General features: G+C 71.3%; 26 protein-coding genes. 8 read left to right on the plus strand and 18 right to left on the minus strand.

Annotated features, from left to right (window positions below):
• Window positions 1–11 precede the first annotated feature (11 nt).
• Window positions 12–578 (plus strand): TetR/AcrR family transcriptional regulator, encoded by a 567-nt coding sequence (locus EV186_RS04910; RefSeq protein ID WP_133847854.1) that lies wholly within the window; start codon window positions 12–14, stop codon window positions 576–578.
• Here the strand turns inward: EV186_RS04910 and EV186_RS04915 are convergent, their stop codons facing one another.
• Window positions 579–1,385, minus strand: a complete 807-nt coding sequence (locus tag EV186_RS04915; protein ID WP_133847855.1) for an ABC transporter permease — start codon at window positions 1,383–1,385, stop codon at window positions 579–581. It abuts the gene before it with no gap.
• A complete protein-coding gene (locus EV186_RS04920) occupies window positions 1,382–2,353 on the minus strand; it encodes an ATP-binding cassette domain-containing protein (protein ID WP_166659021.1) in 972 nt (323 codons plus the stop codon). Before EV186_RS04920 ends, EV186_RS04915 begins: the two co-directional genes overlap by 4 nt.
• A gap of 92 nt (window positions 2,354–2,445) precedes the next feature.
• Between EV186_RS04920 and EV186_RS04925 the strand changes: the two genes are divergently transcribed.
• The gene (locus EV186_RS04925) at window positions 2,446–3,063 is read left to right on the plus strand and encodes a hypothetical protein (RefSeq protein WP_133847856.1); all 618 of its coding nucleotides are present in this window, start codon (window positions 2,446–2,448) and stop codon (window positions 3,061–3,063) included.
• Here the strand turns inward: EV186_RS04925 and EV186_RS04930 are convergent.
• Window positions 3,046–3,648, minus strand: coding sequence for a histidine phosphatase family protein (locus EV186_RS04930; protein WP_133848772.1), 603 nt, complete (start codon window positions 3,646–3,648; stop codon window positions 3,046–3,048). The two genes, EV186_RS04925 and EV186_RS04930, sit on opposite strands and share 18 nt — an antisense overlap.
• Before the next feature lie 5 nt (window positions 3,649–3,653).
• On the minus strand, window positions 3,654–4,568 hold the full coding sequence (pheA, locus tag EV186_RS04935) for a prephenate dehydratase (RefSeq protein WP_133847857.1): 915 nt from the start codon (window positions 4,566–4,568) through the stop codon (window positions 3,654–3,656).
• A 166-nt stretch (window positions 4,569–4,734) separates the two neighbouring features.
• On the opposite strand from pheA, the gene EV186_RS04940 reads away from it, so the two are divergent.
• Window positions 4,735–5,241: a macro domain-containing protein gene (locus tag EV186_RS04940; protein ID WP_133848773.1), complete on the plus strand. Its 507-nt coding sequence runs from the start codon at window positions 4,735–4,737 to the stop codon at window positions 5,239–5,241.
• A gap of 47 nt (window positions 5,242–5,288) precedes the next feature.
• On the opposite strand, the gene EV186_RS04945 is transcribed toward EV186_RS04940, so the two are convergent.
• Window positions 5,289–5,771, minus strand: a complete 483-nt coding sequence (locus tag EV186_RS04945; RefSeq protein WP_133847858.1) for an Hsp20/alpha crystallin family protein — start codon at window positions 5,769–5,771, stop codon at window positions 5,289–5,291.
• 140 nt (window positions 5,772–5,911) lie between these two features.
• On the opposite strand from EV186_RS04945, the gene coaA reads away from it, so the two are divergent.
• Window positions 5,912–6,853, plus strand: coding sequence for a type I pantothenate kinase (coaA, locus tag EV186_RS04950; protein WP_133847859.1), 942 nt, complete (start codon window positions 5,912–5,914; stop codon window positions 6,851–6,853).
• 5 nt (window positions 6,854–6,858) lie between these two features.
• On the plus strand, window positions 6,859–7,488 hold the full coding sequence (locus EV186_RS04955; protein ID WP_133848774.1) for a response regulator: 630 nt from the start codon (window positions 6,859–6,861) through the stop codon (window positions 7,486–7,488).
• Here the strand turns inward: EV186_RS04955 and EV186_RS04960 are convergent.
• The 4 genes from EV186_RS04960 to EV186_RS04975 all read right to left on the minus strand — a co-directional run bounded on the left by EV186_RS04960 (window position 7,474) and on the right by EV186_RS04975 (window position 9,909).
• The gene (locus EV186_RS04960) at window positions 7,474–7,998 is read right to left on the minus strand and encodes a hypothetical protein (protein ID WP_133847860.1); all 525 of its coding nucleotides are present in this window, start codon (window positions 7,996–7,998) and stop codon (window positions 7,474–7,476) included. The genes EV186_RS04955 and EV186_RS04960 overlap by 15 nt on opposite strands.
• A gap of 9 nt (window positions 7,999–8,007) precedes the next feature.
• Window positions 8,008–8,688, minus strand: a complete 681-nt coding sequence (locus EV186_RS04965; protein WP_166659022.1) for a Crp/Fnr family transcriptional regulator — start codon at window positions 8,686–8,688, stop codon at window positions 8,008–8,010.
• Between the two features lie 35 nt (window positions 8,689–8,723).
• Window positions 8,724–8,918 carry a hypothetical protein gene (locus EV186_RS04970; RefSeq protein ID WP_133847862.1) on the minus strand — a complete coding sequence of 65 codons (195 nt, stop codon included), beginning with the start codon at window positions 8,916–8,918 and terminating at the stop codon, window positions 8,724–8,726.
• Between the two features lie 568 nt (window positions 8,919–9,486).
• Window positions 9,487–9,909, minus strand: coding sequence for a hypothetical protein (locus EV186_RS04975; RefSeq protein WP_133847863.1), 423 nt, complete (start codon window positions 9,907–9,909; stop codon window positions 9,487–9,489).
• Between the two features lie 74 nt (window positions 9,910–9,983).
• Between EV186_RS04975 and EV186_RS04980 the strand changes: the two genes are divergently transcribed.
• Window positions 9,984–10,547 carry a TetR/AcrR family transcriptional regulator gene (locus tag EV186_RS04980; RefSeq protein ID WP_133847864.1) on the plus strand — a complete coding sequence of 188 codons (564 nt, stop codon included), beginning with the start codon at window positions 9,984–9,986 and terminating at the stop codon, window positions 10,545–10,547.
• On the opposite strand, the gene EV186_RS04985 is transcribed toward EV186_RS04980, so the two are convergent.
• From EV186_RS04985 to EV186_RS05015, 7 genes are all read right to left on the minus strand, one after another.
• The gene (locus tag EV186_RS04985) at window positions 10,544–11,116 is read right to left on the minus strand and encodes a TIGR03086 family metal-binding protein (RefSeq protein WP_133847865.1); all 573 of its coding nucleotides are present in this window, start codon (window positions 11,114–11,116) and stop codon (window positions 10,544–10,546) included. The genes EV186_RS04980 and EV186_RS04985 overlap by 4 nt on opposite strands.
• Complete coding sequence (locus EV186_RS04990) at window positions 11,103–11,585, minus strand: SRPBCC family protein (protein ID WP_133847866.1); 483 nt, start codon at window positions 11,583–11,585, stop codon at window positions 11,103–11,105. The genes EV186_RS04985 and EV186_RS04990 overlap by 14 nt, the downstream gene beginning before the upstream one ends.
• Window positions 11,569–11,910 (minus strand): ArsR/SmtB family transcription factor, encoded by a 342-nt coding sequence (locus EV186_RS04995; protein ID WP_133847867.1) that lies wholly within the window; start codon window positions 11,908–11,910, stop codon window positions 11,569–11,571. The genes EV186_RS04990 and EV186_RS04995 overlap by 17 nt, the downstream gene beginning before the upstream one ends.
• An 82-nt stretch (window positions 11,911–11,992) precedes the next feature.
• Window positions 11,993–13,120: a GAF domain-containing sensor histidine kinase gene (locus tag EV186_RS05000; protein WP_133847868.1), complete on the minus strand. Its 1,128-nt coding sequence runs from the start codon at window positions 13,118–13,120 to the stop codon at window positions 11,993–11,995.
• 11 nt (window positions 13,121–13,131) lie between these two features.
• The gene (gene cydD / locus EV186_RS05005) at window positions 13,132–16,326 is read right to left on the minus strand and encodes a thiol reductant ABC exporter subunit CydD (RefSeq protein WP_133847869.1); all 3,195 of its coding nucleotides are present in this window, start codon (window positions 16,324–16,326) and stop codon (window positions 13,132–13,134) included.
• On the minus strand, window positions 16,326–17,327 hold the full coding sequence (gene cydB / locus EV186_RS05010) for a cytochrome d ubiquinol oxidase subunit II (RefSeq protein WP_133847870.1): 1,002 nt from the start codon (window positions 17,325–17,327) through the stop codon (window positions 16,326–16,328). The genes cydD and cydB overlap by 1 nt, the downstream gene beginning before the upstream one ends.
• 9 nt (window positions 17,328–17,336) lie before the next feature.
• Entirely contained in the window at window positions 17,337–18,815 is a 1,479-nt protein-coding gene (locus EV186_RS05015; protein ID WP_133847871.1) for a cytochrome ubiquinol oxidase subunit I, read from the minus strand.
• A gap of 311 nt (window positions 18,816–19,126) precedes the next feature.
• On the opposite strand from EV186_RS05015, the gene EV186_RS05020 reads away from it, so the two are divergent.
• Window positions 19,127–19,717, plus strand: coding sequence for a TMEM165/GDT1 family protein (locus EV186_RS05020; RefSeq protein WP_243753816.1), 591 nt, complete (start codon window positions 19,127–19,129; stop codon window positions 19,715–19,717).
• Between the two features lie 186 nt (window positions 19,718–19,903).
• Here the strand turns inward: EV186_RS05020 and EV186_RS05025 are convergent, their stop codons facing one another.
• Window positions 19,904–20,794 carry an AraC family transcriptional regulator gene (locus EV186_RS05025; RefSeq protein WP_133847873.1) on the minus strand — a complete coding sequence of 297 codons (891 nt, stop codon included), beginning with the start codon at window positions 20,792–20,794 and terminating at the stop codon, window positions 19,904–19,906.
• A gap of 64 nt (window positions 20,795–20,858) precedes the next feature.
• Between EV186_RS05025 and EV186_RS05030 the strand changes: the two genes are divergently transcribed.
• Window positions 20,859–21,179, plus strand: coding sequence for an EthD family reductase (locus tag EV186_RS05030; protein ID WP_133847874.1), 321 nt, complete (start codon window positions 20,859–20,861; stop codon window positions 21,177–21,179).
• A gap of 4 nt (window positions 21,180–21,183) precedes the next feature.
• Here EV186_RS05030 and EV186_RS05035 read toward each other — a convergent pair whose 3' ends face one another.
• The gene (locus tag EV186_RS05035) at window positions 21,184–21,846 is read right to left on the minus strand and encodes a helix-turn-helix domain-containing protein (protein ID WP_133847875.1); all 663 of its coding nucleotides are present in this window, start codon (window positions 21,844–21,846) and stop codon (window positions 21,184–21,186) included.
• Window positions 21,847–21,849 lie beyond the last annotated feature (3 nt).

Below are 21,849 nucleotides of genomic sequence, written 5' to 3' on the forward strand. Positions count from 1 at the left end.
AAGCTACCGACATGAATCCGGACGACCCACGGGCGCAGCGCAGCCGAGCCCGGCTGCGGGAGACGGTCCTGCGGTTGGCGGCCGACGAAGACCCGGCGTCGATCACCATGGCGGCGGTCGCCAAGCACGCCGGCGTGCACCGGGCGACGATCTATCAGCACTTCCCGGACGTCGACACGCTGCTGGCCGAGGCCATGGCGGACGCCGTGGCCCACGTCGCCCGCGCCGCGGCGTTGTGCCCGCTCGAGGCACCGGCGACCACGGTCCCACCGCCGCTGACCGAGCTGTTCCAGCGGTTCGACGATGCCGCGCCGCTGTACCGGCGGATGCTCGGCCCGCAGGGCAGCGCCCAGTTCGCCGCGCACCTGCGCGAACGGCTGACCGCCGAGCTGGCGGAGGCGTTCCGTGGCGGGCGACGGCCACCCGGCTTCGACGACGTGCCGCTGCCACTGCACGCCGCATACCTGTCCGGAGCGTTGATCGGTGTGCTCGCCACCTGGGTCACCGACCCGGCGCCGGTTGCGGCGACCGAGGCGACCGAGGCGGCCGCGGCGTTCTGGCGGCTGTTCCGCGGGTAGCTACTTGCTGGCCACCTTCCGGTACTTGGCCACCGACAACGGCACGAAGATCAGCAGGATGACGGCCGCGCACAACACCGTGTAGAGCACCGCGTGGTCGACCGGCCAGCCGTGCGGCATGGGCAGGCCGGGCGGGCTCGGGTTGCCGAAGAGCTGGCGCACCGCGTTGATCACCGAGGTGAACGGGTTCCACTCGGCGAACGCACGCAGCGGACCAGGCATCCCGCCCACCGACACGAACGCCGACGAGATGAACGACACCGGGAACAGCCAGACCAGACCCGCGCTCTGCGCCACCTCGACGCTCGGCGCCGCGAGGCCGATCAACGCGCCGACCCACGACAGCGCGAAGGCGAAGAGCAGCAACAACAAGTACGCCGCGACCGCGTCCAGGAAGCTGCCCCGGATCCGCCAGCCGACGACAAGGCCGCACAACGACATGATCAGCAACGCGCCGCAGCTCACCACCAGGTCGGACACGGTCCGCCCGAGCAGCACGGCCAGCCGGGACATCGGCAGCGACCGGAACCGGTCGATGATGCCCTTCTGCAGGTCGTTGGCCAGGCCGATCACGGTGAACGCCGAGTTGAACGCGACCGTCTGCACGAAGATGCCCGCCAGCAGGAACTCGCGGTACGCCGCCGGGTTGGAGCCGATGCTGCCCGCGAACACGTAGGCGAACAGCAGCACGAACATCACCGGCTGGATCACCGCGGCGAAGAGCCAGTCGGCGTTGCGCCGCACGTTGAGCAGGTTGCGCCACGCGACGATGCTGCCGTCGCGCAACCCCTGGGTCAGCACGGTCATGAGGGGTCCTTCTCTTCCTCGGCGGAGTGGCCGGTGAGCGAAAGGAACACGTCGTCGAGGGTTGGGCGGTGCAGCGACACGTCGAGCACCGCGATGTCCTGCGCGTCGAGCCTGCGCAGCGCCTCGATCAGCGCCTTCGAGCCGGTGTCGACCGGCACGTGCGCGCGGCGGGTGTGCTCGTCGACCACCGGCTCGGCTGAGCCGACCTCGGCCAGCACCTTCGCCGTCGCGGGCAGGTCGGCGGCCTCGGCGAGCACGAGCTCGAGCCGCTCGCCGCCGATCTGGCTCTTGAGCTTGTCGGCGGTGCCGCTGGCGATGACCTTGCCGTGATCGATCACCAGGATCGTGTCGGCGAGCTGATCGGCTTCCTCGAGGTACTGGGTGGTCAGCAGCACGGTCGCGCCGTCGGCGACCAGCTCGCCGATCACCTCCCAGGTCTCCATGCGACCACGTGGGTCGAGGCCCGTGGTCGGCTCGTCGAGAACGACGACGGCGGGCTCGGCGACCAGCGCACCGGCCAGGTCGAGGCGCCTGCGCATGCCGCCGGAGTACGTCTTCGCCGGGCGTTCGGCCGCCTCGTTGAGCCGGAACCGGGTGAGCAGCTCCTTGGCCCGCGCGCCCGCACGCGCTCGGTTCATGCCGTAGAGCCGGCCGACCATGTAGAGGTTCTCGTAGCCGGTGAGGTTCTCGTCGACCGCGGCGTACTGACCGGAAAGCCCGATCGCGCGGCGCACCTTGTCCGGCTCGGCGGTCACGTCGTGCCCGGCGACCCACGCACGCCCGGAATCGGGGCGCAGCAACGTGGTGAGGATGCGGACCGTGGTGGTCTTGCCGGCCCCGTTCGGGCCGAGCATGCCCAGCACGGTGCCGGTCGGTATCTCCAGATCGACGCCGTCCAGGGCGCGGGTGTTGCCGAAGGTCTTGATCAAAGCCTCGGCGCGCACCGCAACCTGGTTTGATGCGGTCATCGCGGCCCCCTCCTGCTAGGCGTAGGGCGATGTCCGGACCTTAGCGAGGGAGTCGGACATTCTGCGCGCAATTACCCGACCGGAGGACACCCGTGGTCAGGCTCGCCGTGCTCGTCGCCGCCGCCATCCTCGTGATCGGGGCCGCGGTCGCCGTCATCGCATGGCTGAACGACGACGACGAACCCGACCGGTCGAGCGTCGCGCTGGCGTGCGGCGCGGTGCACCGGGCCGAGCCCGTGGACGTGCGTGACCCCGTCGACGTGCACCTGATGGGCGCCGCCGAGCAGTTCAGCCGGGCGGCCGCGGTCGAGGACAAGGCGCGACAGCCGCTCGCGGAGGCCATCGAGCAGCTGGCGAACCTGGTCTTCTACGAGAGCCGGCCGGCCGACAGCCCGGAGCTGCGCGCGGCCGTCGCGGCGGTGGACCAGCAGTGCGGGGCGACCGGCCAGGACCAGGAATCACTTGCGGGGCAAGCATGTGCGGTCACGCCGACGACCATCGCGACCGGCGACGTGGCCGCGCGCGACCGGTTGATCGGCGCCGCCGAACTCGTGTCGGCCGCGACCGCGGCGGAACCGAAGTACGCGCGGCTCACGGGTGCGTTGCGCGACGCGGCCGGTGAGTACGGCCTGGCCATGACGCCCGCGGCGGCCCGGCGGTGGCTCGACCCCGTGCACGCCGTGTGCCGCGACCTACAGCTTGAGCCCTGACCACTCCAGGCAGCGCCAGCCCGCGCCGTCGGCCTCCAGCACCACGTGCCCGGTGTTGTGCAGCAGGCCCTGATCGGCCAGGCGCGCGGCCAGGTCCGGCACCAGCCATTGCGTGCCGAGCCGGATGATGCCGCCGTGGCTGACCAACACGACCAGGCCGTCCTCGTGGGCGGACCGGATGCCCTCGACGCCACCGACGAAGCGCTCGCGGGTCTCGGCCCCGGACTGCGCGCCGGGCATCCGGACGTGCAACTCGCCCCTCGTCCAGCGGTGGAAGACCTGCGCGAACTCGCCCAGCGCGGCGGCGTCGGTACGTCCCTCCAGGTCACCGGCCTGCACCTCGTGCACGCCGTCGACCACGACGAGGCCCGTCCGGTGCACCTCGGCGACCGGCTGCGCGGTTTGCTGCGCACGCACCGCCTGCGAGGCGTACACGCCGTTGACCGGCTCGTCGGCCAGTCGCTCGGCCAGCGCCTTGGCTTGTGCGAGCCCCTCCTCGGTCAACGGCGGACCCGGCAACGCGGAGTCCAGCGCGCCCCGCACGTTCGACGCGGTCTGCCCGTGCCGCACCAACATCAGCCGCAAACTGCTCATGCCCTCGTCCCCTCCCGCACGCCCGCCAACCACTGTGCCGCAGCCGCGTAGCTGTCGTCGCTCGTGTCGGGGTCGGCTGCGTCACGTTCGACGCTCGGGGCGGCCTGCGGGTAGGAGCCGAGGAAGCGGACGTCGTGACAGCGCCGGTGCAGGGCGGCGAGCGCGTCGCCGACGCGCTGCTGGGTGATGTGGCCGTCGATGTCCAGGTAGAACTTGTACTCGCCGAGCCGTTCCTTGGTCGGCCGCGACTCGATGCGGGAGACGTTGATCGAGCGCAACGCCAGCTCCGTCAGGATCCCAGCCAGCTCCCCCGGCCGGTCGGCGGCGACCGCGACCACCGACGTCCGGTCCGCGCCGGTCGGCTCCGGCACCACGCCTGGCTTGTGCAGCAACAAGAAGCGGGTCACCGCGTCACGCACGTCGGCGACGTCCGTGGCCAGTTCCGCCAGCGGGTAGTGGTGCACGGCGACGGGTGCGCTGACCGCGGCGTCGAACCTGCCCTCGGCCACGCCGACGGCGGCGGCCGCGGTCGAGGTGGACGCCACGACGGCGGCGTCCGGCAGGTTCTCGTCGAGCCAGTGGCGGACCTGGGCGAGCGCGTGCGGGTGGCTCGCGACGGTCTTCACGTCGGTGGTGCCCGGTCGCACGAGGACGGAGAACCGCACGGGCAGAACGACTTCGGCGACGGCGACGAGCGGCGCATCGGCGGCGAGCGCGTCCATGGTCGCCGACACCGAGCCCTCGACGGAGTTCTCCACGGGCACGCACCCGAACTCGGCCTCGCCCGCCCGCACGGCGGCGAACACGAGCGGGATCGTCTCGGCGGGGACCAGTTCGTGGCCGTCGGCGAACGCCAGAGCTGCTTGTTCGCTGAAGGTCCCGGTCGGGCCGAAGTAGGCGATCCTCGTCACGCGGCCACCCTACGCAGTCGAATCCACCCCGGATGGACGCCTCCCGAGCGACCTTCGTCGATGACATATTGGAATCGTGAGCGCCGATCCGCGGTCCGATCCGATTGGCGCCGGGCCGTTCGCGGTCGCGGTGCCCCAGCTCGTGCTGTGTGCCGTCGACGACGCCATGACCGAAGCGTGGCAGCTGGCCGCCGCGAACCACGACAACATCACCGTGCACCGCGGCTCCGTGCTCGACGTCGGCGCGCAGGCCGTGGTGAGCCCCGCGAACTCCTACGGCTGGATGCGCGGCGGCATCGACGCGCTCTACGCCGAGCTCTTCCCGGACGTGGAAGCCACGGTGCGCAGCGCAATCCTGGCCTTGCACGGCGGCGAACTGCCGGTCGGCGAGGCCATGGTCGTGCCGACCGGCTTACCGGAACCCCGCTTCCTCATCAGTGCCCCGACGATGCGTGAACCGGGCACCTTGTTACCGCCCGACACCGTGAACCCGTACCTGGCCGCGCTCGCGGTCTTCCGGCTCTGGTCCGACGGCAGGCTCGACGACGGCACGCGGGTCCGCGAGGTCGTCACCACGATCGCGATGCCGGGGCTGGGCACCGGCGTCGGCGGGGTCGCGCCGTCGGACTGCGCCCGCCAGGTGATCGCCGCCTGGGACGCGATCTTCCCCTGAACGCACGAAAGCCCCGCCGGAGTCGGCGGGGCCTCGCACTGTGGAGATCATTCGATGGCGGTGTCTTCGGCCTGCGCGGGCGCGATGCTGCGAACCTGGATGCGGCGCGGCTCGACCTTCGGCTTGCTGACGCCACGCACGCGGATCTTGAGCAGACCGCGGTCGTAGTCGGCGTCGACGTCGTCGGCGGTCACGTGCTCGGGCAGGGCGAACTCGCGGTGGAACGACCCGAAGCGGGTCTCCCGGACCACGATGCCGTCCTTGTCGGAGCTCTTCTGCTCGCTGCGGTTGCCGCTGACGCGCAGCCGACCTTCGACGACCTCGACCTGGACGTCGTTGTCGATGTCCACGCCGGGCAGCTCGAGGGTCACGACCACGTCGGAGCCGTCACGCACGACGTCGGCCGCCGGGACGAACCCGGTCACGGTGCCGGTACCGAACGCACGGCGCACCAGCCGGTCGAACTCACCGTCGCGCTGACGGACGAGCGCACCGAACGGATCCCACACTGAACGGACTGCGATAGCCATCTGTACTGCCTCCCACCTCGGAGAACCCTGGCCGATTTAGCACTCGGCCTTCGAGAGTGCCAACGTCTTGCTCCCCGAAGGTGTTCCCGGGATGGGCTCCGTCACAGCGCAACACCAGCAACAACGCCTACGTTGGCGCCGTGCATCCCGCAACGGCGCCCGCGCAACTGAGCCCGTACGTTGAGCTGCGCCGCGAACAGTGGCGCGCGCTGCGCAAGGCCACCCCGCTCACCCTCACCCTCGACGAGCTCGTCGACCTGCGGGGTCTGCGCGACCCGGTCGACCTCGACGAGGTCGCGGAGGTCTACCTGCCGCTCTCCCGGCTGATCAGCCTGCAAGTGGCGGCGCGGCAGCGGCTCGCGGAGACCACGGCGGCATTCCTGGGCGAGGACCGGGTCGAGGCGCGGGTGCCGTTCGTGATCGGCATCGCGGGCAGCGTGGCGGTCGGCAAGTCGACCACGGCCCGGCTGCTGCGCACGTTGCTCGCCCGCTGGCCCGACCACCCGCGGGTGGACCTCGTGACCACCGACGGCTTCCTGTACGACAAGGCGTCGCTGATCAAGCGCGACCTGATGAGCCGCAAGGGTTTCCCGGAGAGCTACGACCGGCGTGCGTTGCTGCGCTTCGTCTCCGAGGTGAAGGCGGGCGCGGAGGAAGTGCGCGCGCCGGTGTACTCGCACCTGGCCTACGACATCGTGCCCGGTGAGTTCCAGGTGGTGAAGCGGCCGGACATCCTGATCATCGAGGGGCTGAACGTGCTGCAGCCGGGGCCGCGGCTCTCGGTCGCCGACCTCTTCGACTTCTCGATCTACGTGGACGCGCACGCCGAGGACATCGAACGCTGGTACATCGACCGGTTCCTGGCGTTGCGCGGCACCGCGTTCGCCGACCCGGCCTCGCACTTCCACCACTACGCGACGCTGTCGGACGAACAGGCGACCGCGGAGGCGAAGGCGTTGTGGGACCAGACGAACAAGCCGAACCTGATGTCCAACATCCTGCCGACCCGGCCGCGCGCGACGCTGGTGCTGCGCAAGGACGCCGACCACCGGATCACGCGGGTGCGGCTGCGTAAGCTCTGAACGTGATCCGCGTGCTGCTCGTCGACGACCACGAGGTGGTCCGCCGCGGGCTGCGCGACCTGTTGACCAGCGAAGACGACATCGAGGTGGTCGCCGAGGCGGGCGGCGTCGGCGAGGCGCTCGCGTTGGCCGGCCGGCACTCGATCGACGTCGCGGTCGTCGACGTGCGGCTGCCCGACGGCGACGGGGTGGCCCTGTGCCGTTCGCTGCGTTCGCTTCCCGACGGGCCGCGGTGCCTGGTGCTGACCGCCTTCGACGACGAGCGGGCCATGGTCGAGGCGATCATGGCCGGGGCGTCGGGGTACCTGTTGAAGCAGGTGCGGGGGCAGGACGTGGTGAACGCCGTGCGCGAGGTGGCGGCCGGGCGGTCGCTGCTCGACCCGTTGACCACGGCGCACGTGCTGGAACGAATGCGGCGCAGCGCCGAGGCCGACGAGCTGGACGTGCTGACCGAGCGCGAGCGGGCGGTGCTGGAGTTGATGGGCGAGGGCCTGTCGAACCGGCAGATCGCCGAGCGGTTGTTCCTGGCGGAGAAGACCGTGAAGAACTACGTGACTTCGGTGCTGGCCAAGCTGGGGATGCAGCGGCGTACGCAGGCGGTCGCGTGGGTGGCTCGCCGCTCAGCGCGCGAGTAGCGGGCGCGCGGCCGCGGCGAAGAGCGCCAGCCCGGACCCGAGCCCGGCGACGACGGCCACCGCGACCGCCGAATGCGTGGTGACGGCGAGGACGATGCCGAGCACGCCGAGCACGGTCATCACGACCCCGAGCACGGTGAACAGGGCTTCGCGCCAGACCCGCGCGAGCACCACGAAGTGCACGCCGACGACGACCGCGACCCACGCGACCGAGGCCTCCGGGTGGTGCAGCACGCGGTTGATCACCAGCACGCCGCCGAACAGCAGGACGACCTCGCCCAGCACGACCAGCCAGTAGCCGCGGCCGAACCCGAGCGCGTCCGGCGCGACGGTGACCCGCCGGCGCAACTGGATGATGCGGACCAACAGCGCGACCCCGATGGCGAGGCCGACCACGCGCACGACGATCGCGCCCGGCGTGCCGAACGGGCCCGCGTTGGCCACGAAGAACACCACACCGAAGACGACGCCGATCAGCGAACCGAAGAGCGGGCGGGCAAGGTCGGACATGGCCGAACCCTAACCCGGCGGCGAACCATTCCCGGCCGCCGAAACCCCGTCGACCGCCTTGCGCAGATCCGCCAAGACGTGCAGCGAGCGGTATCCGATGGCGATGAACCCGTTGTCCCGCAAGCTCGAGAGCACGGCCGACACCTGTGCGGGCGCGGCGCCGACCGCGGCCGCGATGTCGGGCTGGGTGAACCCGACGTCGATCAGCACGGCCCCGGTCTCGGTGTCCTCCCGGCCGTGGGCGGCGGCGAGCCAGCGCAGGAACATGATCACCCGGTTCCGCACCTTGTGCGAGGCGAGGGCCAAAGCGGCGTCACGCTCGCGGAGCTGTGTCGCGATGGTCCACACGACCGCCTGCTCGATGCGGGGGTTCTCGGCACGGAGCCGGGCGAAGTCGGCCAACGAGATCGCCCGCACGGAGGCCAGCTTGGGCCCGCAGAGGTAGGTGGCATGCGAACGGCTGCCGACGACGAGGTCCTCCAAGGCGACCAGGTCGCCGGCGCCCAAGATGTCGAGCAACATCGTCGGCCCGTTGGCGAGCGCCGCCCGGTGGACCCGCACATGGCCGCCGGTGACCAGCAACAACCGGGTGACGGCGTTGCCTTGCAGCAGCATGGCCGCGTTTGCCTGGGTCGGTGTGGGCCGCGACACCGCCAGCACCTTCGACTCGAGGTCGCCGATGCGTCCCATGAACGTGTGCTTCGGCCAGCAGGCTCGGACAACCATCACGCGGCGACCGCGGCGAGGGCGTACAAGATGGGCGGCAGGGTCGCGAGCATGGCGGCCAGCGCGGCCAGCACCCGGACCACGGGCCAGGAGGACGCCAGCATCCTGCGCGTGATCACGACGGCCAAGGCCAAGTAAGCCATGGCGATGAGACAGGCGGTGACCACCACCAACGGGTGGGTGAACTCACTCATCGTGACTATTCGTCTCCTCGTTCCAGGTCGGCGCTCGCTGGGGATCGGCCCGGGAGGCAAGGAGTTCGTTGGTAGGGACGCCGCCTCCCGAGGGGTGCTCAGAAGGCTAAGGATTCGATCTTGAGCCCGAAAGTGCCACCAAACGGGCGATTAAGTGCACTGCCACAATGACCGAGACGCCGCTTGTGACAGTGGGTACTTACCGTTAGTGGCGACTAACGCCCGATCGCCCGAGCGGCGGCCAGGTAACGATTAATCAAGCGCGACCTGCGGATACCGTGGATGTCCTGATTTCAGCGGAAGAAGGACGGACGGGTGGTACAGGGTGGCCGCGTCCTGCACCAGGTCATCGTTCCCTCGCTGGGGATCGGGCGTGGCGAAGGGCACGACGGGGGTGGGTCGGGGGTGGTAGCCCGGCCCACTCCCGTCAACCGGGCCCAGCGCGCTGGTCCGTTCTGCTCACGCCAGAAGTGTTGCCTACTCACCGTAATCGATCTCCGAAGCAGCCACAGCAGATCGAGTGATCTAGAACACTTTCGCAAACCCCTGATTTCACGTCTTGCCTGGCTCAGGCACGTGATCGGCGGAAGAGCGACGCGGACGCGACCACGCCGGCGACGGCGGGCAGCAGGGCCAGGATCCCCCACAGCGGCGGGTAGATCGTCGAGCCGTATTCGGCGGAGACGAGCAGCAGCAATGCGAGCGCCGCGGTGAGCACGGTCATGACCACAGCCAGCACCGGCGCCGAGCGGCGGTGGTTGCGGGCGGGCCTCAGCACGACCAGCCAGAGCAGCGCGCCGACCACGGCGACCGTGTAGATCAGCCCGTACAGCAGGCCGGAGCTGGGCTGTTCGCCGTGCGGTGCGTACATGGCGGTGGCGTGTTCGGCGAGGGTCCGGCCGCCGACCTGGTCGATCACGGCGGCGACGACGAGGACGACCGGCAGCGCGACGGCGACCACGATCGCCCTTTCAGAAAGTGACTGTCTCATAGCTAGCGACTGTACGAACGCTCCAATAGACAGTCAAACTCATTCAGACAGTGACTTGCTGATAGCCTGATCACATGGCTACTGGTCTGCGGGAACGCTGGCGGCGCGAAGCGCGGCGCACGATCCAGGAGCGCGCGCTGGACCTGTTCGACGAGCGCGGGTTCGACGGCGTCACCATCGAGGAGATCGCCGCGGCGGCCGAGGTGTCGGCGTCCTCGGTCTACCGGTTCTTCGGCACCAAGGAAGGGCTGATCGTCGCCGACGAGTTCGACACACTGAGCCAGGAAGGGCTCGAGGAGGTCGTCGACGCGCGCGACCCCGTCGGCAGCCTGCTGCGCGCGGTCTTCGCCTACGAGACGCCGGACGACGGACCGGGCCCGTGGCGGCGCGTGCGGTGGTTCTTCAAGGAGCCGTCGGTGCGGATGGCCGCGTGCGCCGCGTTCGACCGGGCGAGCCAGCGGATCGTGCCGTTGCTGGTCAAGGGCGGGCTGTCGGCGACGCAGGCGCGGGTGGCCGCGAACGCGTTGGCGTTCGGGTACTTCGGGGCGTTGGAGCAGTGGTACCTCGACGGTGGCGACCAGCCGATCGCCACCTACGTCGAGGAGGGTTTGGCGCCGTTGCGCCGGATCTGGGCCTAGCGGGCGGTCCAGAACGGGTCGCGGCCGATGAAGGCGATCATTCGCGTTTGGACATCCGCGTCGGCCGGGACGGCCACGCGCGGGCCGTACTGGCCCGACGCGCGCAGGACGTCGTCCATCGGTTCCATGCCGCCGAGCATCGCGGCGCAGAAGTCCTGGTCCAGGCGGTCGTCCTGGCCGGTCGCGCGGGACAGGTCCCACGTGTGCATGAAGATGTCCGACGTGTAGAACTGGTCGATCGCGGCCGGCAACGCGAGCGTGCCGATGTGGCGGTTGGTGAGCTCGCGGTTCGCCGTCTCGGGGTCGTCGAGCAGGGCCTGCACGCCATCGCTGTGCACCTGCCACGCCGCGACCGGGTCCGCGTCGACCGACGGGCCCTTGGGCAGGTCGATGCCGGCGCCCGCGGACAGGAAGCTCGGGAACCACTCGACCAGGTGGCGCACGACGTCGCGGGCCGTCCAGTCCTCGACCGGGGACGGCGCGTCCCAGTCCTTGGCACCGCGAACGCGTTCGGTGAAGGTTCCCGCGACCGCGCGGTGGCGCGCGGCCGGCTGCTCAGGCAGTGCCATCGTTCAACATCCTCTCCAGCTTGGCGTATCCCTCGTTGATGCCGACTTCCATGCCGGAGCGCAGGAGGCCGTCGCGGGCCTCGATGCTGTCCACAAGGGACTGTGTGCGCAGCCGCGTGCGGCCGTCGCCCAGGTCGTCGAACCACATCGTCTCCAGCACGACACCCTCCGGCTCGCCTTCGAAGGTGAAGGTCTGCACGATCCGGTCCGGCCGCACGTCGTGGAAGCAGCCGTGGAACGCGTACTCCACACCGTTGACCAGCGACACGTAGCGCCAGCTGCCGCCGGTGCGGGCGTCCCATGCGTCGATCCGGGTGGTGGTCGCGTCGGGACCGACCCACTTGGCGAACAACACGGGATCGGTGTGGGCGCGGAAGAGTTGCGCCGGCTCGGCCGTGAAGTCACGCACGGTCCGGATCACCGGCAGGTTCGGGTCGGCTTCTATACGGGCCTCAATGATCTTGTTCATGGTCTTCACCCATCTCCGCGAGGACGGTGTCGAGGCGGCGGTAGCGCTGCTCGAGACGCCTGCGGTAGCGCTCGATCCAGCCGTCCATCAGGTCGAGCACCTGCGCCTCGAGCCGCACCGGCCGGGGCTGCGGACCCGGCGGCCGGGTGACGAGCCCGGCGCCTTCGAGTACCCGCAGGTGCTTGTAGACCGCTTGCAACGACATCTCGTACGGCTCGGCCAGCTGGCTCACGGTCGCTTCGCCGTCGGCCAGCCGGGCCACCATGTCGCGCCGCGTCGGATCGGCGAGGGCGGCGAAGGCTTGGGACAGCGTGTCGGCGGGCATCTTCGTCTCTTTCAACTTTGTGGTTGAAACGACCTTAAGGCTTCAGGTCTCCGAGAGTCAACCCTTCGGTTTAAAGCGCTGTTCAGACCGGCACTTGCCAGACGACGGTGGTGCCGCGGGGCGACGAACGCAGCTCGAACGTGCCGCCCGCGCGTTCGGCGCGCTCCGCCAGGTTGCGCAGGCCGCGCTTGGTCACGCCGTCCGGGATGCCGCTGCCGTCGTCGGCGACCAGCAGCCGCAACTTCCCGCCGGTGATGTCCACCTGGACCGAGAGCCAGCCGGCGCCCGCATGTCTGACCACATTGGACAGTGCCTCACGCAGGGCCGCGCGGGCGTCGTCGGCGACCGAGACCGACACCGCGGACAGGTCGCCGTGCAGTTGCAGGATCGGGTCGAAGCCGAGCAGTTCCCGGGCGATGTCGACCTCGGCGCGCACGGACGCCGCCAGGTCGGTGTGGTTCTCGCCCGGGTTCGGGTCGCGCAGCGTGCGGACGACCGCGCGCACGTCGGCGATCGCCGCGTCCAGCTGGTCGACGGCGTCGGCCAGGCGGGTGGCGTCGCGGCGGGCGAGCTTGCGGGTCGGCTTGCGCGCCAACAGGTCCAGCTGCATGCCGGCGCCGTAGAGGCGCTGGACGATCACGTCGTGCAGGTCGCGCGCGATGCGTTCACGCTCCTCGTACAGGTCGACGCGCTGGCGTGCGGCCGAGCCCTCGGACAGCACGGTGACCAGGCCGGCCTGCGCGGCGAACGCCGTCAGCACGTCCACGGTGACCGGCTCGAACGACGCGCGGCCCCGACGGCGGTAGACGGTCAGCACGCCGAGGCTCCGCTCCCGCGTGCCGAACGGCGCCGCCGCGAACGCCCCGTACTGGCGCAACTCCTTCGGGACGAAGGGCGCGGTGCGCGGGTCGGTGGTCACGTCGTCGACGACGATCGGCACCCCGCTGCGCGCCACGCGGGCGGCCGAGGACCGGCTGGACAGCACCAGGCCGAGCGGGGACGTGCCCAGGACCGTGCCGCCGTGCGCGGCCTCGATCGTGACCGAGCCGTCGTCCGCCTGCGCCATGACGAGACCGAGGTCGGCCTCGGCCAGCGCGGCGGCACTGCGCACGACGAGGTCGAGCACCGCCGCCGGGTCGTCACCGGCGAGCGCGGCGGTGGCGATCTCGGTGGACGCGGTCAGCGTGCGCGCGGCCAGGGTCGGGTCCATCAGGCGCAACACTAGGTCCTCGCCAGGACGCGGCCACGGGAAAGGTCGAGCACGAGGTCGGCCGTCTCGGCTTCCTCAGGGCGGTGCGTGACGTGCAGGACGGTGCGGCCGCGGAACCGTTCCCGGAGCCCGGCGAGCAGTTCGGTCGCGGTCGGGACGTCGAGGTGGGCCGTGGGTTCGTCGAGCAGGACGAGGTCGGCGTCCTTGGCCAGCAAGGCCCGCGCCAGGGCGAGGCGCGTCGCCTCCCCGCCGGAGGTCCCGCTGCCGCCGGCGCCGAGCTCGACGTCGAGGCGATCGACCCAGGCCGGCAGGCAAGCCGAGCGGAGGGCGTCCGCGAGTTCGGCGTCGGTGGCCGTGGGGTCGGCGAGGCGCAGGTTCTCCCGGACGGTGGTGGCGACCAGGTGCGGTTCTTGCGGGCACCACGCGACGCGCTCGGGTCGGCCTGCGGTGCCGCGCTCGGGGTCCAGGAAGCCGAGGAGCAGGGCCAACAGGGTGGACTTGCCCGCGCCGGACTCGCCGACGACGGCAACGTGCGTGCCTTCGGGGATGGTGATCGTCAGGTTGCGCAGCGCGGGTTGGTCGGCGCCCGGCCACCGCACGTCGACGCCGACGAGTTCGATGTCCCGCGACGTCGGCCGCGATCTCGGTTGTGGCGTGCGGTCGGCCCGTTCCGGAAGCGTGATGCTGGTCAGGGCCGTGCGTAGCGAGCCCAGGTGCTGGGCGGCGCCGGGCAAAGGCGCCAGCGCTTCGGTCAGGGCCAGAGGCACCAAGGCCAGGACGGCTACCAGGACACCGGATCCGACGCCCAGCCACGCCCCCGTCAACGCGGCCAGCCCCATGGCCAGGACGACCAGGCCTGCTCCCGCACCGGCGCCGAAGGCCTGGCGGCGGGCTCGCCTGGTCAGGTCTTCGTCCAACGCGGCCAGCTCGGCCCGCACCTGCTCGTCGGCGCCGTAGGCGACCAGGTCAGGGGCGGCGTCCAGCAGGGTGAGCAGGCGGGTGGCCACGGCTCGGCGGTCGGCGGCGAGGGCCGCCGTGGCCTTGCGGTCCAGGCGGACGGTCAGCCAAGGCGCCACCAGACCGGCGATCAGCACCGCCGCCAAGAGCGCCAGGCCCGCCGTGGGCAGGACCGCCCACTGGACGGCGACCGCGAGGGTGGTGACGCCCAAGGCGATCAACGGCGGGGTCAGCACGCGTGGGGTCAGGTCGCGGACCGTGGTCACGTCGTCGACCAGGCGGCGGGCGGCCTCGGCGGGCTGGGGCGCGGCCGCACCGAGGCGGATCACCTTGTGCCACAAGCTTTCGCGCAGGACCGTGGCCGTCCTGAGCGCGGCGTCGTGGGTCATCAGGCGTTCGGCGTAGCGGAGGCCGGCCTTGGCCAGGCCGAAGGCCCGCACGCCGACGATGGCCACCGACAGGGTCAGGATCGGCGGACGCTGGGACGCCGTGGCGATCAGCCAGGCGGACGTCGCCGTCAGGGCCACCCCGGCGGCCAGGGCCAGGGCGCCCAGCAGGGCGGCGGTGAGCAGGCGGGCGCTGACCAGCGACCGCAGGCGGGCGCGGCCGGGCTCCCGCGCGGACCGGAGCTCGCCTGACGGCGGTCCGGTCCGCGCGGGCCCTTCCCCCGGGGCGGTGGCCCGATGGCTGGCCAGCAGCACGGCGGCCCCCGCGTCCGCCGCCCGCTGCACCTGCGCCTGCACAGCGGCGGCATGACGCGGGTCCAGGTGCGCGGTCGGCTCGTCGAGCACCAGCAGCCACGCGCCATGCCGAGCACGCAGCAACGCCCGCGCCACGGCCACGCGCTGCCGCTCCCCCGTCGACAGCTCGGCCGTGCCGCGGCCCAGCAACGCATTGATACCCAATGCCACCGACAATTCCGTGATCTCGCTGGTCAGCGCCTCGGGAACGGCCAGTTCGAGTTCGTCGCGGACGGTGGCGCCGGTGAAGGCGGGGCGCTGCGGCACCCACGCGATCGAGCGCCGCCACGCGGCCAGGTCGGCGCCGGCCAGGTCGACACCGGCCACGGTGATCCGGCCGTCGGACGGTGGCGCGAAGCCCAGCAGGGCGGCGATCGCCGTGGACTTGCCCGCGCCGCTCGGCAGGTCGAGGCGGGTGATCCCACCCGGGCGGACGGTGCAGGTCACCGGGGTCATGGCGCGGCGATCGACCCGCAGGCCCGAGATGCGGACCTCACCGCGGGGCAGGGGGTGCCCACCGGCCGGCGGGTCGACCAGCAGGTCGGCGACCCGGCGCACCGCCTCGACGCCGTCCTCGCTCGCGTGGTGGGCGGCACCCGCGGCCCGCAGCGGCAGGTAGCACTCCGGCGCCAGGACCAGCACGAACAAGCCGGTGGCCAGCCCCAGGTCGCCGCCGACGAGCCGCAGGCCGATCGCCACCGCGACCAACGCGACGGACAACGTCGAGACGAGTTCGAGCACCACCGCCGAGCTGAACGCCACGCGCAACGTCGCCATGGTCGCCGCGCGGTGCCGCTCCGACACCCGGCGCACGGCCGTGACCTGGGCGTCGGCCCGGCGGAACGCGACCAGCACCGGCAACGCCTTGATCAGCTCCAGCAACCGGCCGGACATGCGCTGTTCGGCGTCGGCCAGTTCGCCGACCCGGCCCTGGGTGTACTTGCCGACCAGGATCGCGAAGACCGGGATCAACGGGACTGTCACGGCGACCAGCACCGCGGACAGCGGGTCGGCCACCAGGATCGCGAAGCCGATCGCCACGGGTAGCACGGCCGCGGCCACCAAGGCGGGCAGGTACTGCGCGAAGTAGGCGTCCAACGCGTCCAGGCCGCGGGTGCCCAACGCGGTCAGCTCGGCGGGCCCGCGAGCGGCGATCCACTCCGGCCCGCGGCGCACCGCACTGTCCACAAGCGACGCTCGCAGCTCCGCCTTGGTGCCCGCCGCCGCGCGGGCCGCGACCACCTGGGTGGCCCAGGTCAGCACAGCTCGGACGACGACCGCGGCCGCCAGCACGGCCAGCCAGCCGCTCGGCCACGGCCGCCCGCCGACCACGGCCGCGATCAGCTGGGCCAGCGCCAACGCCTGCGCCACCGCGGAAACAGCGGTCAACGCGGAGAGCGCGGCGATGCCCGCCAGCGCTCGGCGCGCCGCACCGGACAGTGCGGGCAGCGCGCCGAGCGGGCCCCCGGACCGCACAAGGGCGGGTGGACGGCGATCCGAGGCGTTCATCAGTGACCTGCCGGGATGTTGTGGGTGGCGATGCGCTTGCGGAACACCCAGTAGGTCCAGCCTTGGTAGAGCAGCACGACGGGCAACCCGATCAGCCCGACCCAGCTCATCACCCCGAGCGTGTAGGGGCTCGACGCCGCACCGGCCACGGTCAACGAGTACCCGCTGTCCAGTGTGGACGGGAGCACGTCCGGGTAGAGCGCGCCGAACAACGTCACGACCGCGCAGGCGAGCAGCACGCCCAGCAAGGCAAACGCTTGCCCCTCCCGGGCGGCACGCAACCGAGCCAGGGCCGCGGCCCCGGCCAGCACGCCGAGACCGAGCACCGGCCACAGCCACGCCGAGCCGCGTTCGAGCTGCACGAGCAGGGCCAGCGCGACCAGCGGGAGCAGCGTGACCAGCCCGATGCGGCTGCCCAGCACGCGGGCCCGGCGGCGGATCGACCCGTCGGTCTTCAACGCGATGAACGTCGCGCCGTGCACCAGCGCGAACCCGGCGAACGCCAGCGCACCCAGAGCCGTGTCCCAGCGCAGCGCGGCGAGCGGCGAACCGTCGCGGTTGCCCGCGGCGTCCAGCGGCAGGCCGAGGAAGGTCGCCGACAGCAGCAGCCCGATGCCCAGTGACGGCACCAGCGAGCCGATCACGATGATCCGGTCCCACGTCCGCCGCCACCGCGCCGAGTCGACCTTGCCGCGATACTCGAAGGCCACGCCCCGCCCGATCAGGCCGAGCAGGATCAGCAACACCGGTAGGTAAGCGGCGCTCAGCAAGCCCGCGTACCAGGCCGGGAAGGCCGCGAACGTGGCGCCGATCGCGACGATCAGCCACACCTCGTTGCCGTCCCAGACCGGGCCGATGGTGTTGATCAGCACGCGCCGCTCGCGGTCGTCGCGGCCGAGCACCGGCAGCAGCATGCCGACGCCGAAGTCGAAGCCCTCCAGGAAGAGGTAGCCGAGCCAGAACACGGCGACGATGCAGAACCAGAGCACGGGAAGCGTCATCGTGGGCTCCTAGTAAGCGAACGCGAGGTGGTCACCCTCGGCCTCCTCCTCGGCTTCCGGTTCCGGCAGGCCGGCCAGCACGTACCGGCGGATCAGGACGACCTCGACCACCGCCAACACGCCGTAGACCGCGGTCAGCGCGATCAACGAGGTCAGCACCTCGCCGACGCTCAGCCCGGACACGGCGCGGGCGGTGAACATCCACACCCCGTCCACACCGGACGGATTGGGGGCCACGACGAACGGCTGGCGGCCCATCTCGGTGAAGATCCAGCCGAGACTGTTGGCCAGGAACGGCGCCGCGATGCCCAGCAGGGCCAGCCGCGGGAACCAGCGGCCCAGCGTGGTCCCAGCTCGAGGGAACCGGCCCTTGCGGGTCAACCACAACGCGACCAGCGCGCCGAACGCCGAGAGCGCCCCGAAGCCGATCATCAGGCGGAAGCCCCAATAGGTGACGGGCAGGTTCGGCACGTAGTCGATGGGCTTGCCGGACAGCTCGCCCAGCTGCGGGTCGACCGGGTAGTTGGTGCCGTATTTGGCTTGGTAGAGCGGGATCAGCTCCTGCACGCCCTTCACCTCGGTGGTGAGGTCGTGGTGCGCCAGCACCGACAGCAACGCGGGCAGCGTGATGGACTTGACGTTCTCGCAGTCCGGCCGGTTCACGTCGCCGATGGCGAGGATGGAGAACGATGCCGGTGCTTCGGTGTGGCACAAGGCTTCCGCCGACGCCATCTTCATCGGCTGCTGCTCGAACATGAGCTGGCCCTGCCGGTCGCCGGTGATCGCCACCGCGGCGAACGCCACGACCGCGACCACGCCGCCGAGCTTGAGCGACGCGCGCCAGACCTGCTTGTCCTCGTCGCTGTGCTTGCGGGCCAACCGGAACGCGGCGATGCCGAGCAGGAACGCGCCCGCCACCGCGAAAGCGCCGGAAATGGTGTGCGGGATCGCCGACAGCGCGGTGCTGTTGCCGAGCACCGACCAGATCGACTCCAGTCGCGGCTTGCCGTCGGTGAAGGTGACGCCGACCGGGTGCTGCATCCACGAGTTGGCCGCGAGGATGAAGTAGGCGGAGGCGAGGCTGGCCAGGGAGAACGCCCACGCGCAGGCCAGGTGGACACGCTTGGGCAGCCGGTCCCAGCCGAAGATCCACAAGCCCAGGAACGTCGACTCGATGAAGAAGGCGACGAGCCCCTCCATGGCCAACGGCGCGCCGAACACGTCGCCGACGAAGCGGGAGTAGGCGCTCCAGGTCATCCCGAACTGGAACTCCTGGACGATGCCGGTGACCACGCCCATGGCGAAGTTGACCAGCAGGAGCTTGCCCCAGAACTTGGTCATGCTCAGGTAGCGGACCTTGCCGGTGCGCACCCACGCCGTCTGCATGCCCGCGACCAGGACGGAGAGGCCGATGGTCAGCGGGACCATCAGGAAGTGGTAGACGGTGGTGATGCCGAACTGCCACCGCGCGAGGCTCAGGACATCCACGTGATCGACTCTGCCCGTGGTGAAGGTCGCACGACAGGTCCCGCGGTCCCGCTCGGCCGGGACGTAAGTCCCGGGTAGACTCGGACCTGCCAGAGGGGAGTAGTTCCCACGGCCGCCTCTTGCGGGCGGCCCGGCGAGGACATCGACATACTGATCCGGCGTGAGCGAGCTTGCGAGCGAGCCATCCGACACTTCGGATCCGGTGCCTCACCCGCTCACGCGGGCGAACGAGACCTCCGGCCGGGTTGCACGTGTGCCTGGTCGGAGACAACCTGCCTCCTTCCGTCCGGGCGAGACGGAATGGAGATGTGGTGCTGGCGGCATTCTTCGCGGCGTTCGCCGCGGTGTTCCTGTTGGAACTGCCGGACAAGACGACCGCGCTGACGTTGGTGCTGTCCACTCGGTACCGGGCGCGCGCGGTGTTCGCCGGGGCCGCGGTGGCCTTCGTGTTGCAGGCGGCGATCGCCGTCGGGTTGGGCAGCGCGATCACGTTGCTGCCGACCAGGATCGTGGCCGGCGCCGTGGCCGTGTTGTTCGCGATCGGCGCGGTGCTGTTGATCCGCGAGAGCCTCGAGGAACCCTCCCCGGAAGCGTCGAACGGCGCGGAGCTGCGTGCGGCGACGCCGGTGCTGAAGGCGGCGGGCGCGTCGTTCGTGTTGCTGTTCACCGCCGAGTGGGGCGACGCGTCCCAGGTGACCGCGATCGGCGTGGCGGCGCACTACGACCACCCGGTGATGGTGTTCCTGGGCGCGTTCCTGGCGTTGATGGTGGTGACCACTTTGGCCTTGGTGGTGGGCCGGACCATCCGCGACCGAGTCCCGGCGCACTTCATCCAGCGCGGCGCGGCGGCGGTGTTCATCGTCTTCGCGATCATCGCGGCGGTGGAGGCGATCGCCGGCTGACGTGGCGACCACCGCGGGTGGTTCTCGCTCCCCCTCGATGAACGAGAACCACCCTGCGGCTTCCCCGGCCATTCCCCTGTGTCCCGTGAGCTACGACGACGCGGGGAGGTCCACGGTTCCGGACTCCTGGAAGATTGTTCGGTGATCGACGCCACCGAGGTGTCGCGTGCCTTTGCCGTGCGGTGGTTACCGGAGCTTCGCCCGGGCGTCGCGGCGCCAGTGGGCCGGTGCGCTGCCGTGGTGGTTCTTGAAGGCGCGGCTGAAGGCCGCCTCTGAGGTGTAGCCGACGTTCTTCGCGATGAGCGCGACCGGCAGGGACGTGCCGCGCAGCAGGTCGGTGGCGGCGTCCAGCCGCACGTGCGCGAGGTAGGTGGCGGGTGGTATCCCGACGCCCGCCACGAACCGCGCGGCGAACGCCGAGCGGGACAAGGCGCACTCACGCGCGAGGTCCTCGACCGTCCACTCGCGACCGGGCGTCCGGTGCATGGCGCTCAGCGCCGGCCCGATCTGCGGGTCCAGCGCCGCGGCGAGCCAGTTCGGTTCGGCCGCGCTCGCGGCCCAGGCCCGCAGGATCTGGATGAAGAGCAGGTCGAGGATGCGCGCGACCATCACCGCCGAGCCCTGCGTGGGCGACTCCATCTCCAACACGAGCATCCGGCGGGCCACTTCGAGCCCTTCGAGGGCCGGCCCGCCCTCGCCACGCAGGACGATCACGGGCGGGAGGCTGCCCAGCAGGTGGCTCGCCCGCGGGTCGCCGATCGTGAACGTGCCGCAGAGCCACCGCGCCGCGACGGCCGGGTCGTCGGCGCTGAGGTGGTGCGTGTCGCCGCGCGGCAACAAGACGAGATCGCCTGCGCTCAGCCGCTCGTCGCGCGGGTGACCGTCGATGCGCAGCGTGAGGTCGCCCTCGTCGACGATGTGCAGGCTGCCGACCCCGGTGAACCCGACCGAGAACGGCGGCGGCGGGGCATGGGCGACGATCCGTTCGCCGCTCAGCCGCACGCTCCTGAGCAACTCCGAAAGCAGGTCGTGTGTCCGGCTTGGACGATCTGCAAGGTCTCCCGGCGGCGCGGTCATGGCCGTCCCCCGTTCCTCTGGCTACGTTTTTCCCAACGGCACCAACCAAACCAGGAGATCATCCATGACCGCGCAAGACACCGCGACCAAGATCAGCTTCATCTACTCCAACCCCACCGATCCGGACGCCTTCGAGGCCGCCTACCCGGACCAGCTCGCGCTCGCCCGCAAGCTCCCCGGCCTGGTCCGGCTGCAGGCGTCGAAGGTCTGGCCCAAGGAGGACGGCAGCCCGACCCCGGCCTACCGCCTGCTGGACCTGTACTTCACCGACTACGCGGCGGCCAGCGCGGCCGTGGCCGAGGCCGGCGACCTCGTCGGCGCCACCTTCGAGCACGCCACCGGCGGCGTGCTGATCGCCTTCGCGGAGATCGTCGAGGAGAGCTAGGAACTCAGGACAGGGCTTTCGTGACCGCGGCGGCGGCCGCCACCACCCAGGGGCCGACCTCTTCGGCGTTCAGGTCCTCGAAGGTCACCACGCCGACGCTGGCCCGCAGGCCGGCGACCCCGAGCACCGGTGCGGCAAGGCCGTTGGCCGCGGGTTGCAGTTCGCCGCTGGACAGCACCCACGACTCGCCCGGCGGCAACTCCATCGCCCGGCCGGCGGCGCCGCGCCGCAACGAATGCCTTGTCCCCGCGCGGTAAGCCATGTGGTACGCCGTCCACGACGGCTCCACGACCGCGATCGCCTGTGCCTCATCGCCATCCGCGACCGTCAGGTGTGCGGTCGCGCCGACCTGTTCGGCCAGGGCACGCAGCGCGGGCAGGGCCGCGCTGCGCAGTTGCGGGGCCACGCTCGCCGCGAGCTGCAGCAACCCGAGGCCGAGGCGGACCCGGGAGCCGTCACGGCGGACCAATCCCCTGGCCTGCAAGGGAACCAGCAACCGGTACACCGCGGCGCGGCTGGCGCCGATGGTCTCCGCGAGGTCCGAAATGGTCGGGGCGTCGGTCTCCGCGTCGGCCACGGCCTGCAGCAGCGCGAGGCCCCGGTCCAGCGTCAGCGAGCTCTCCTTGCCCGCGGGCGCCGGGGCGGACGGACCACCGCGCGGCGGCACCGG

Source organism: Labedaea rhizosphaerae, from assembly GCF_004362825.1.
Classification (GTDB): Bacteria; Actinomycetota; Actinomycetes; order Mycobacteriales; family Pseudonocardiaceae; genus Labedaea; species Labedaea rhizosphaerae.